Here is a 13180-nt window from a genome sequence, read left to right on the forward strand (position 1 = left end):
ATATCCCGGTAAATTTAGGATACAATCTTTCTTGGGCATTTTAATCTTCCTTTTGACCGTCAAATCAATGGGTTAGTCTAGACTAACTTGATTAAAATGCCCCCTTTTTTGGGGTAGAGCCCTTTTGCTCCGGATGTGTCATTCAAGCCAAATTTGCGTATTCTACTTAATAATTTCTTAAGTTTTCTACAATAAATTACCCGCCTCTTGAAGTCGCATACATAAATAAGATTTGTTTCTTATTTGATAGAATAACATTTAATCGGGAACCAGGTATGAAATCCAAATTTGAACGTTCAGAAATACTTAATGATCTAATCAGTTTTATCAATGCACCAAATTATATTACTCATTACAAATTATTCACTTCTCTAAGAAGTGATAGCGCTAATATTGAAGTCAATAAAAAAAACATTGCTTATTATCTTGGGACACATGAAGTCTCGCCTGAAATACAGCTTACCATTCAATTAATGTACTGCAAAATAAGCCTTTGTCAGCGAAATAACTTAATTCATAATATTGAAAAAATTATGAGTTTAGTTAATGAAATAAACCCTGATAGTGCAAAACATCTAGACCTGCTATTTGAAGATTTAAGCTTCGCCATCATGTCTGCTCCTAATGATTATCAAGTTCAACTTCCGGCTCAATGGCAATCTCTCATTCCTAATTATGAGAGAAAGTCAAATTTACAAAGAGCAATATACTGTATTGGTCATGCTTTACGTGCACAGCAGAACAACACCACTGCCTGGCTAGTTTTAGGGCAGTTATTTATCCAAAAAAATGCTAATTGTTTCGATTTGCCATATTTCATAAATATCTTCGAAAAGAGTAATATAAGTTTCAAACCATACGCTTATGCGAATTTCTGTTTTCAGCAAGTATTAGAAGGTAAATCGGCTGAGTCTCATAAACAGCTTGCACAATCTTTTATGCAATTAATTAAAATTACTTCAGATAATGCCGCAGCTAATCAACATCAATTTTTTACAGTGAATCCTGCTCCTCAAGGGATTCCAACTGAACTATCAGCAACGCCAGTTGAGCAAATTGAAGAGCAACATAAGATAATAAAGAAATTTGAAGATCGCTTGGCACTGGCATATTTACAGCGTTCTAGCTTTAAAAAAAATCAAAATCAGCTAATTAATTTTCTCTTTGCTAAAGACTCTAATCTAACAATTAAAGAGTTAAAGTCGGCAATTACTAATGCTGATTGCCTGATTGAACTTATTAATAAACTCTTACCCAAAATATTGCGTCTACCATTCATTTACGCGTTGTTTAATCATCCTGAAATTCAGATGAGCCGAAATTCCTCTACTAGGCCTAGTGATGAAGTATTTTTAAAGAAAATCATTAAAAGCGTAGATGATTTCGAAGCTATTATTAAAACCTTACCAGAGGATAAAAGTTCTTATAAAACACAGGAACGACTGAGGAAATATATAAAGATATCAAAGCATATAAAAAATCTTTATGATCTTGCGCGTGAAACTCCTGACAATCCAGTTTCCCTGAAAAACCAACGTTCTTTATTAACAACCAGAGGTTCATCTCCCCCCCAAGTTAATCGATATCCAGGTACTTTGTTTCATAGAAGATCATCCATATGTGAGGCTATAGTTATTGAAACAGATACAAATCAGGAGAGTTTAAAAAGATCATTTGCACCTAGTGATGAGCCGGAGGTAAATGAACCTGCTAACAAAAGACAAAAATTTTAGGGAGCCTGTTTCTGAACAATAAGCTCAGTAATGCAAATAGAGAATTTCATTACTGGCTTAATGGAGCAAAACGAATTACAACTCTTTAACTAGCCCATAGTCCAACGGAACGAATATTTTCGTACAGGACTTGATGAGATCAAAATGAATAAATCGCGTTATACCGAAACACAAATTGTCAAAAATCTAAAAGAAGTTGAAACGAGTCGATTGGCTAATCAAATATATGGTGAATGAATAATAACAGACGTGCTCAACTGATTATCTGTGCAAATCGCTTTAACTTGTATTATATTTAGAATAAGTCTATTTAGGTCGAATTGTTGGTGGAATCATGAAAGTAATCGCCCCTGCTTTAGCTCTATCCTTATCTTGTATTGTATGCACAGTCAATTCTGAACCGAACAATACTCAAACGAATAACGCCCAACCTAAAATTGAAGATTATAAATTAATGGTGAATGGACAGCCTTTTATAATCAAAGGGATGGCCTATGCACCTGAACCCAAGGGCTTTCCTGGTAATAAAATTTCTGGAAAATCCGAGTATGGTTGGGAATATAAAAATGGAGCCTGGCTATGTATGCCAGCGAATCAATATGACCCCAATGATTGGAAATCACCTTGTGATGATGATGATTTTTTTGGAACACTGAAGATTGAGAGTGCTGCGAATGCAACCTATAACAGAGAATTACAGAGTAAGTGGGCCCGTGAACTAGATCAGATGCAAAACATAGGAGTCAATACTCTAAGATTGTATAATATCAATTCGGTAGGAAAAGATCATATTACATTTTTAGACGAAGTTTCAAAAAGGAACATGTATGTCATTTATCCCATTTTAACCGATCACCTTTCAAAGCAAGCAAATTATGACAAAACCAAAATTGTCAATTCGATTAAAGAAGTTTGTGGTAATAAAGCAATTCTAGCATTTACTGCAGGAAATGAATTGCCTGTATTTGAAGATAAAGCAACTCTGGCTCGGGTTAATGAAGTAGTGGATTTAATACACCAAAATTGTCCGGGAAGTTTAGTGACCTATGCAATGGCCGATGATCCTTCAAAATGGGCTGTGTCTAAGGAAGGTGGAACCAGTGAATTAGTAGAAAAAATTCCGAATGTAGATTTTATTACAGTAAATGCTGGTTACCGAGGCGACCCTTCAACAAATGCGTCTCATGGATACAATGAGCTATTTTTTAATCAAATAAAATTAACCACCGAAAAGTACAATAAGCCATTTTTGATAGGAGAAGTAGGTAAGCATTTGAATGATAAATATGGCCCCACATGGTTTAATGCAGTTTTGAAAATCATTTTGAACCGCTCTGCCGAAGCACATAATTTAGGTGCCGTCTTTTTTGAATACAATGATGAACCCATTAAAAAGTCTGCAGCAGGAACTTCAAATGATATTACTATGGGCATAACTAAAGCAGGAGTATTACAGCCTGGTACTGAGTCAACTGTACAAGATCCTACCAATGAGCTGAAAACTGACTTTCAAATGTTTACTGGATCGGATTGCAACTTCCTTAAATGCAATAGTCAATAACTCATCGCTAAAGTGAGGGGAGCTAAAAAAATTATGCTTTTATATGATTTTCATTTGTCCATCTCATTTCAAAAGGCAGCCATGCTAAAAACAAGAATTTCAAAAAAATAATGTACAATTGGCTGCCTTGAACCAGAAATTTTACAAAACAGACAATTTATCTAAAAGTTCGCTCATTCATTCACTTTAAGAATTAATAAAACACCTTTTTACATTATTTTATTCAATCATTTTATTGATCAAATAATAACCACAAGTTCTATACTTTAAGAATATACTGAAATCAAGAATGGAGTTCTGTCATGTATTCCAAATATGATAAACTCATTTACATCAATTTGACCCAAGATCAAATAACGGCAAATATTGACACACTCATAATTCATGAAACACCCGCTATTCTTGTGAAAATTCCAAATGGAAGTGATCTTAAAATTTTGCAAGGTCCTGAGTTCTTTCCCGGACCGATTACAAACCAAACTAAAATATATTTTTCGGCTCATGGAAGAGAAGAGTTACAAGATCTTGTTCTTGATAGACAAAAAGGCGATCCGAATCTTTACAATCTAGATGATGTTGCTACTTATTTTGGAAAACTCCTAACAAATCCAAATTTTAAAAATCCTGATATAACACCTCGATTGACACTGGTGATGTGTGTATGTGAAGGATTGGGTTTTGCCAAAAACTTACAAAAAAAATTACTTGCCGACTATGATTTATATATTGATGTGATTGCTAATAAAAATGTATTACACGAGCAATTTATAAAGCCTTCCCATGAACGCATGGTGTATCTTAACCATAGAGAAACATCCGTCAAAGGTGTGGGTAGAGAATATAAACGACCACATAGTAAGGTGTTATTGACCATTGATAGAGGAGGTTCACAACAGGAAATTGATGCTTATGAATTGAAATGGATAGAAAATGTCCTCAATGGGATTCATCAACAAGTAGCAACATTTAATAAATGGGCTAATTTTGAAAATCCAGAAAATTTTAGCATTTTAGAAGGGCTTATTACCTTTTGCAAGGATGTTGATGCCCTTGTTTCGTTATCCATAGGTAAAGATATTCATTTGACTGCTAATAACCTCTTGGCATTGTTACAAAGTTGTCAGAAAACTTCTGCCGATCCGCTGTATGTACAAGCAATGAAATTTGAAATGTTTCAGTTCGTGACAAAAAATCTTATTAATGAAGGAGTAAGATATATTAATCCAAATATGGAGATGCAAGAATATTTAAATGCTCTTGCGGAACTTGAATCACAGCAGAATAAAATGATTCGAGATGAAGCAGCTCCTAATCTATTTCAAGCACAAAAAGCTATTTATTCTGGATTACTAGCAGAAGCTTCGGAATATGGTATAGAGTCGGTATTAGATAAACTTGAACAAGCAATGCAAAGTGAAACGCTCGGAATGCGCCCTTCCTAACATCGAGAAAGTAAGCCATTCTTGGTGAAGTATAATGCAATGAATGTGATTTATTTTAAATTAGAAGATAACTCAATGGTTAAAATTCATAAGTTCGTTCTAATGAAAAACTACTTTCAATTTTGATATCCAGTGTATGAATTTGCTATGGAACGTAAAATCAACATGACCATGAATATAGAATAAATTTGAAAATTAATTAGGGTCGTGGCAAACAATGAAATAAGATACTCTCAGGCTATATTGATAAAAAATATTCAAAATGATTTACACGATACAGAACGAACGAAATATAGATTTTACTTATAATTACAAACAACCTGACGAATATCATTTCAGTCTTGATTCAATTCATCTTGCAAAATTTGTAGCAACACAATTGCAATACCATACCGATCTTGGTTCATTAAGAGTATTAGACCTCTGCGCAGGATGCGGGGTCATTGGGTTTGAATTATCATGGCATCTTCAAGAAATCCGGCAGATTGATTTTATTGAGATTCAAGATATTTACACTGAATATTTTTATCATAACTTGGCTCACATCAATCGGCCTGAATTGAAATTTCGTTGGTATCTTTTAAATTATGATGAACTACATCACAAAAAATGGGAAGGGAAATTTGATTTGATTATTAGTAATCCACCCTATTTCCAACCAGGCCATGGAATGCTTTCCCCTTCCACATTTAAAAATCGTTGTAGATTTTATTTAGATAGCTCTTTTCAGAGTTATATTCGAGCGCTAGAAAATTCGCTTGCTAACAAAGGTAACGCTTATTTTTTATTGCGCTCATTAAAACATCATGGGCTTGATTTATTTTCTGATACAGAAAAAATCCTACAGGAAACCTCAGTAACAGCAAAAAAAATATCGCATTTCCGTGGTTCAGATATTATTTTATTAGAAAAACTAAAATAAAGTTTAGTCAGTCTAAGTTGGGCCGTGCCCACTAGGCTGGTTTCTAAGTTAACTGGCTAAATCGATTAATGTTTCGGTTTATTCTCTTCTACAGCAGGGTTTGTCGCCTCATATGCTTCTCTATTCGTTTGCGATAGATGCAATCCATCGGTAAAATCCAAATAACCCGCAATGTGCAGGGCCAAATCTTTGGGTAGCGCATATTGCTTAAACAATCCCATAAGAGCATTTGGCGTTAAATTATTTACTTTTTCTTCTTCCTTAGTTAGAAAATCTTTTATTTCCTGACTTAGCGCTATATCAATCGGTTTCGCGGTATAGCCTTGACTAAAATCTCGATAAACAGAATTTAGGTGAATGTAAAAGGGAAGTTTTAATAGTGCCCTTTTTTGTATCTTAAACAAGGATCCAAAAAGTTGCTTAATTTGATCTAAATTACCTGCTTCAATCGACTCAACATAGCCTTCAACGGTAGTTTTATTAAGTTTAAAGAGTTCAGTAAATATTGGTAAGCTTATAAGTTCACCTTTGGAATAACTATAAGTAACTTCATCCACAAAATATTTACCTGCATTTAACGTAATAATTTCGGCAAGAGATTTTGGAATTTCAATTACTGGCCTGCTGCCCAATAAATATGGAAGTGGTTTTTCGCAAAAACCACTTTTTTTAATATAAATACCAAAATCAAGATTAGTTGACTTAGTGATTTTGACAGTCATAATCCAAGGATATTGGCCATTTTCTTTACCAAGTGAAAAAATGAACGTTCCAACGTCTTTATCTTTTAAAGCAGTTTTGATTTGCTCTTCATTAAGGTCTAACTGTTTCCATGTCAGCGATAATAAAGAATATCCTGGTAGTTTAGCTTTTTCTTTTACGGCCTCAATTTGATTAAATGGAATCCAATAGCACAACGTAAGACGATTAACCATCGTGTGCAAATCTTTAAAGGTACCCTGGTGATTTTGCAATATAAGACTACTGCCATCGGCAGGATTTTTAGTTACTAAAAGATGGGAGACCTTTATTTGATTATCTTTCCCTCTAACAACGAAGCTCAATGCAGCAATTGCATCTTTTTGACTAGAGGGACGCAATATAAAAGTTCTAAAAGGCATATTTCTGAGTCGCTTTTCAGCTTCAGTTCGATCAATGTCATAATAACATGAGGGATAGACCAAGTCAGATTTCTCGCGCATAAAAAATATCAGATGTATTTGTTTTATGTAGTATATTATTCGATTTATTGCAAATCAAATTGAGTCATTGGTGATCAAATTACAGGGTGATTTAAAGTTTCCAAGAAATACAATATGAAAAAATAACACGTGATGGATTTTATCGATAATTTGCAAGGTGTTCCGATTCAAGAGGAATAAGGCATTTGGGATCAATTAAATCAGTGTCTTTCAATGAAGGTTACTTCGAAAATAACTGATTTATTTGAAGTTTTAAAAGCCCCATCAGAACGAACTGACAGAGCTTTTTAAAAGTTACTAGAGTCTGTTGACATTGCATTTAATTCCGCCTACCTATTTTTATTGCGCCTTTAGTGGATTCCGCGCATAAAGCACGGAACGTAGGCTAATGAAAAAATTGTCAACAAACCCTAACGGTCTTACGCCATCGCTGCGGCTTTCTTTTCTTTCTCTTTGGCAATAACTGCTTCAGCTACATTGTTTGGACAAGGAGCATAGTGAGAGAATTCCATTGAGAATTGACCACGACCAGAGGTAAGAGTACGCAATGTACTGATGTAACCAAACATTTCTGAAAGAGGAACATCGGCCTTAATGCGGACACCAGCAGCACTGGGCTCTTGGCCTGAGATCATACCACGACGACGGTTCAAGTCACCAATCACATTACCAACATCCTCTTCTGTGCTATAAACGTCAACCTTCATGATGGGTTCAAGCAATTGTGGACCAGCTTTTGGTATCGATTGACGAAAAGCACCTTTCGCTGCGATTTCGAATGCGATGGCTGAAGAGTCAACGGCATGGTAAGCACCATCGGTGAGGTTAACTACAACATCCAATACAGGGAAACCAGCTAAAGTACCTGAATCCATCATTGAACGGAACCCTTTCTCGATTGCAGGGAAGAATTCTTTGGGAACGTTTCCACCCACAACGGATGTGATGAAAGTGAATCCAGTATTTGGCTCGCCTGGTGAGATAGTATAATCAATTTTACCATATTGACCAGCACCACCTGACTGCTTCTTGTGAGTATAGCTGTCTTGAATCGATTTGGTTATCGTTTCACGGTAAGCAACCTGTGGTTGGCCTACTATCAACTCAACATCGTAGGTACGCTTCAGAATATCCACTTTAATATCAAGGTGTAATTCCCCCATACCACGGAGAATGGTTTCACCTGAGTCTTGATCAGTTTCCACTCTAAACGTTGGATCTTCTGCAACCATCTTACCAATAGCAATAGCCATTTTTTCGGTAGCGCCTTTATCTTTTGGTGTGACCGCAATAGAGATAACTGGCTCAGGGAAAACCATCGCTTCGAGTGTGCACTCATGATTCGGATCGCAAAGAGTATGGCCAGTTCGAACGTTTTTCATGCCTACAATCGCGATAATGTCACCTGCTTCAGCACTTTGTAATTCATGACGCTCATTCGCCTGCATCTCAACCATACGACCAACCCGTTCAGTTTTACCGGTAAAGGAGTTGAGAATCGTATCCCCTTTATTTAGTCTTCCTGAATAGATACGTACGAACGTTAGAGCACCAAAACGGTCATCCATAATTTTAAATGCCAAGGCGCGGAATGGCTCATCAGGAGAAACGATAGCGTATTGGCCATTTGGCTCACCTTCAGCATTGGTCAAAGGTTGTGGATTAACTTCATGTGGAGCAGGCAAATAGTCAACAACTGCATCCAATAATAGCTGCATCCCTTTGTTTTTAAAGGCCGAACCGCAATAAGTTGGGAAGAAGGCTAATTCAAGCGTACCTTTACGGATACAACGCTTAATTTCTTCTATTGAAGGTTCCTCACCTTCTAAATAAGCCATCAACAACTCATCATCCATTTCAAGTGCCGATTCAATTAATTGCGCACGATACGTTTCAACATCGTCCTTCATATCGGCTGGTACGTCTGTAACTTTGTAATTTTCTGGCTGGCCAGACTCATCCCAAACATAGGCTTGACGAGTTAATAAATCGACCACACCTACGAAGCTGTCTTCAAAGCCAATTGGCAAAGTCATGATTAAAGGATGTGCACCTAATACTTTTTTAATTTGCTCAGTTACTCTCAAGAAGTTCGCGCCGATACGGTCAAGTTTGTTTACGAAAATCAAACGAGATACTTTTGAGTTGTTCGCATAGCGCCAGTTAGTTTCTGACTGAGGTTCAACGCCGCCAGAACCACAGAATACGCCGATACCGCCATCGAGTACTTTCAGTGAACGATATACTTCTACAGTGAAGTCAACGTGTCCTGGGGTATCGATTACGTTGAAGCGATGACCTTTCCAGAAGCAGCTGACTGCTGCTGACTGGATGGTAATACCGCGCTCGGCTTCTTGTTCCATGAAATCGGTTGTTGATTCACCATCGTGAACCTCACCTATTTTGTGTATTCTACCAGTGAGCTTAAGAATACGCTCGGTAGTGGTGGTTTTTCCGGCATCTACGTGGGCGAAGATACCAATATTTCTATAAAGGTTTAAATCAGTCATAGCGCTCTTATAAAGTTAATGGATAAAAATTTGTCACATATTGTACAGTATTTTAACCGGATTTGCAGCAAAAACTTGTTCCATTAATCATTTTTTTATGATTATTTCGCGCTAATTCTGTTGATGTATCTCTGTATTTAGATGATTTGAGTGTATTTTATGCGCTATAGTATAAACAATACATAATTGAAGAGAGTACCATGGTAGACGTCATTAATCTTAATAAAAAGAGAAAGGCTAAAATTCGTTTGGAAAAAGAAAAAAGAGCTTCTCAAAATCGCATTAAATTTGGAGGGACAAAAAAGGAAAAGCAGATAGAGAAACAGGAAAATGAACGTAATGAACGACTTCTGGATGGTCACAAGTTGGAAAAAGAGGAGAAACAATAAAATTGTTTGCCTATCTAAGATTGTTCACACCGAAACCAGGAACTCTCTGCTTTACTCCATTCTAAATAGTGCCCTTTTACTTCCTGAAATTGAATTAAAGCCCCTTTAAAAATGGCTGCCTCCTCAGCACTCAGGCGTGATAGGAGTTCTTCTGTATCAACATTGGGTGTTACCATTTCATCACTTGAAATATAGTGTGGAAATTCCAAGATTTTCTCCATTTCTTTTTCTGCTCGTAAATACTCATCTATTAGCTCTTTTACGGAGTAACCTGGAATTATGTTTGAATTAAGAATTAAAACAGGTAAAAAATTTTCACGCATTAATAAAAATTGGGATAAAAGCATGGAATATGTACGGCCTACCCCGTCTTGAAAAGGATGGTGTAATACCGTATGTTTTAAATATGTAAATATTGCGGTCAACTTATCTTGTTTTGTTTTCGCATGTTCTAATGCGTCTTCTAATTGTTGAATATGCTCGGAACAAACTGCATGTAAAAATTTACTGGAATCACTCTCATTTTTTTCTTCAGAAATATAGGAAATAACAGCGCCTTCTTTTAAATTGTCCCATATTTTATTCGCAACTAAATGAGTATCCTCAGTCAGAAAATTTGAAATGTATTCTTTACTCTCCTTATTTTGTATCAAAAAAACCAAACCAGACTCCCCCATTTTTTCCTCTACTGATTTTAGGTATTCAATCGTTTCGATTAATCCCTCGAGTGAATCAGTGTTAATATTCATTTGCCATGAGGCACCAATACTGCGAAATTCACCTGGAGTTTGAGCTAACATGTTCTTTACCCCCGAAGTGCAGGTTTTATGTAGCTCTTTAATAAAATCCAGTGTAAAGAGTCGATCTGATAATATATTTTCTACAACGAGGCTAAATCCTTTGGCAACATTTAATAAATAGCCAGGTTCATTATCTTCAAATCCTAACCAGCCTTGATGCTTATTAAAAAGTGAAGTAACACGCTCACTTTTTCTATCTTGGGCATGAAATATATTGTTTAGTACAGTTAAAGCTTCGTGGTCACCCAATTGTTCTGCAAGCTGGTATACTTGTCCTATAGTGACATCTTTTACAAGTTTTTCAATTTCAGAAACCGGGATATTTTGGGCTTGCTCCTCGGATGCCCCATTCATTTTTGCATATAATACTCGATATAACCCCTGTCTAAAATCATATCGCGCTCGTTCCACAAAAAACCGCCAAAATTCATTTTCTGGAAAATGTTTAAAAAAATGTTCTAGAGCGCTTTCTTTAAAAGTCTTGGAGTCTTTTTTCCTAAAAAACTTATGGAGCATGATGGCCAATCATTTAAATGAAATTAAGGTAATTATAGAGCATTTTGGTGTCATTTAGCGTAATGTATGACCTTCCTATAATAAAGATGACTCTAACACTGAAATTCAATCTGCTCAATAACAGATCACTTACTATTAGTAAACTATAATTATTGAAAAGATATTTATCACTCCAGCCATGATATAAATTGGTATAGGAAATATTATGAGTTTTAGCAATGATACCGAGTTAGGCTCACAATCTGAGCAGTTAATAGCTCAGATTGGCTTTTATACACCCATATCCTCAAGCAATTCTGATACAAATCAAAAAGAGATAGATAGTCATTTTGTAGTCGATCGTCTTTCAGGAGAAAGTGTAGCAAAACTTTATGAAGGAATTATCGAATATAAGTTAAAATATGCACAAGAAGTTGAGAAATATAAGAGAGACCATGGAATCACCAGTGATGAGGATAAAGAAGAAACCAATGATCGTACGTTCTTTAGAAAACAATTTATAAAATTGGTTGCAGAACAAAATGCTTCAAAAGATGGTAAATATCGCGGAGATCCTACAGTTCGGGAAACAAATCCTGAAAAGGCAACTATTTCAATGCATAGTTTTCTCGGTAAAGAAGGTACTGAGTTGTATAAACTGGCCTTGGAAGAGGAAATGAATAGCAATGAATACATGAATGCAGTTTTTCGATCCTCTACCACCCATTTTGAAGGAGAGAAATGGAAGCAACGCCCAGTTGTTATTGTTGCAGGACCTTCAGGTAGTGGTAAATCATTTGCTGCTAAAGCAGCTGTGGAGAAATCAACAGAACTTCTTCCTAAACAAGAGGGTGATAAATCTGGAAATGATGTGGTATCTGTTGACGGTGGTGTCATTCGCGAAGTCTCTCAAATGAGAAAATTAGTAATTCAGGCTGCAAATAATAAAGGGTATACGGGTATTTCAGATTTACACTCAAAAAGCAGTATCTTGGAGGATGTAAAAGATAGAATGCGAGAGGCTGTTTTCGTAACAGTATCACCTGATAGTGGTCTACCATTACTTGGTGTAGTCATTCCTGAAACGTTCTCATCTAATCTTAATCCAGCAAGAGGTCCAAAATTACTTAGCGACATTGAAAAATTACCCAATTCAAAACCAATATTTTGTCGAGTAGACGGTGAAGATTCTACTTTATTTCCAAAAGTTGTTACTTATATGGGAACAAGAAGAGCCTTGAAAACATCTGATTTTCCCCAAACTGATGATCCAAAGCAGCCACCATCTCTTGATTTGAATAATACGAAAATTCCTGAATCGAAAGCCTATGGTAAAAAAGGATTTGGTTTCGGACAATTTGGATCAAAATCAGCGGAAAAATGGTTTAAAAAACATAGCCGAGACAATTTAACGATGATTATTACTAATGATCTAGTTCTTAAAAAAGAAAATCCTGAAGGTTCTCATAATTGGATTGATGCAAATCCCAATGATAAAGGGACCGTTTTAGTTTCAAAGCGGGTGTTCGATTCATGGAAAAAAGGACACGAAATCTTTAATCCTGGGGATCCAAAAGCCGTGCCATTACATGATTTTATTGAACATTTTAAGTTTGGCTCCCTAATAAAAACTTCTGCAGAGATCGATTTAGCCATAGCAAAAAAAGAAATTGAAATACGAAGATCGATAGTTGCTTATGATCTGGAAAAAGCCGTAGTTAAATATGGAGCTCAGCATTATGCAGTAGCAAAATTAAAAGAAAAACTAGACCATCTAGATATTATTTTGAAGAATATTGAGATTGTTGGTACAAAGGATAAAGAAAGTGTAGATCAGTTGCAACAACAAATAATTAGTGCAATTGATGAAATGAAAGAAAATCAGGAGTTTGCATATTTTAGCAAAACGAAAAAGGCATTAAAACATGCAGTTAAAGCATTAGGTAAATTATCTGATGAATTAAATGATGCTGAGAAAACTAGCCAACTTCAACAAGGTTACAGAGATAAATTGCAGGAGCTTAGATCGACATCTCCTAATGCGGAAAAGGAGCTTACCATTACCGAGCCAAGTATTCGTAAAAATGCAAATCCTTAATCAGTACATCTCATAGAAGAGTATTCAT

General features: G+C 35.8%; 9 protein-coding genes. 6 read left to right on the top strand and 3 right to left on the bottom strand.

What is annotated here, in order from left to right:
• Positions 1–275: 275 nt before the first annotated feature.
• The 4 genes from ELY20_RS09825 (at position 276) to ELY20_RS09840 (ending at position 5658) form a co-directional block, all read left to right on the top strand.
• Positions 276–1733 carry a hypothetical protein gene (locus ELY20_RS09825; RefSeq protein WP_110142112.1) on the top strand — a complete coding sequence of 486 codons (1458 nt, stop codon included), beginning with the start codon at positions 276–278 and terminating at the stop codon, positions 1731–1733.
• A gap of 334 nt (positions 1734–2067) precedes the next feature.
• Positions 2068–3294: a glycoside hydrolase 5 family protein gene (locus tag ELY20_RS09830; protein ID WP_110142113.1), complete on the top strand. Its 1227-nt coding sequence runs from the start codon at positions 2068–2070 to the stop codon at positions 3292–3294.
• Positions 3295–3596: 302 nt separating this feature from the next.
• Entirely contained in the window at positions 3597–4736 is a 1140-nt protein-coding gene (locus ELY20_RS09835; protein WP_110142114.1) for a hypothetical protein, read from the top strand.
• A gap of 262 nt (positions 4737–4998) precedes the next feature.
• Positions 4999–5658 carry a methyltransferase gene (locus tag ELY20_RS09840; RefSeq protein ID WP_110142115.1) on the top strand — a complete coding sequence of 220 codons (660 nt, stop codon included), beginning with the start codon at positions 4999–5001 and terminating at the stop codon, positions 5656–5658.
• Positions 5659–5723: 65 nt separating this feature from the next.
• Here ELY20_RS09840 and ELY20_RS09845 read toward each other — a convergent pair whose 3' ends face one another.
• Together ELY20_RS09845 and fusA are read right to left on the bottom strand one after the other, a co-directional pair.
• The gene (locus tag ELY20_RS09845; protein ID WP_110142116.1) at positions 5724–6860 is read right to left on the bottom strand and encodes an SH2 domain-containing protein; all 1137 of its coding nucleotides are present in this window, start codon (positions 6858–6860) and stop codon (positions 5724–5726) included.
• Positions 6861–7279: 419 nt separating this feature from the next.
• Entirely contained in the window at positions 7280–9370 is a 2091-nt protein-coding gene (gene fusA, locus ELY20_RS09850) for an elongation factor G (RefSeq protein WP_110142117.1), read from the bottom strand.
• A gap of 200 nt (positions 9371–9570) precedes the next feature.
• Here fusA and ELY20_RS09855 point away from each other — a divergent pair, with 200 nt between their 5' ends.
• Positions 9571–9759 (top strand): DUF4169 family protein, encoded by a 189-nt coding sequence (locus ELY20_RS09855; protein ID WP_110142118.1) that lies wholly within the window; start codon positions 9571–9573, stop codon positions 9757–9759.
• 14 nt (positions 9760–9773) lie between these two features.
• On the opposite strand, the gene ELY20_RS09860 is transcribed toward ELY20_RS09855, so the two are convergent.
• Positions 9774–11075, bottom strand: a complete 1302-nt coding sequence (locus ELY20_RS09860; RefSeq protein ID WP_110142119.1) for a Fic family protein — start codon at positions 11073–11075, stop codon at positions 9774–9776.
• A gap of 205 nt (positions 11076–11280) precedes the next feature.
• Here ELY20_RS09860 and ELY20_RS09865 point away from each other — a divergent pair, with 205 nt between their 5' ends.
• Positions 11281–13152, top strand: coding sequence for a hypothetical protein (locus ELY20_RS09865; RefSeq protein ID WP_199739227.1), 1872 nt, complete (start codon positions 11281–11283; stop codon positions 13150–13152).
• Positions 13153–13180 lie beyond the last annotated feature (28 nt).

The sequence above is a fragment of the Legionella qingyii genome (genome assembly GCF_003990155.1).
Lineage (GTDB): Bacteria > Pseudomonadota > Gammaproteobacteria > Legionellales > Legionellaceae > Legionella > Legionella qingyii.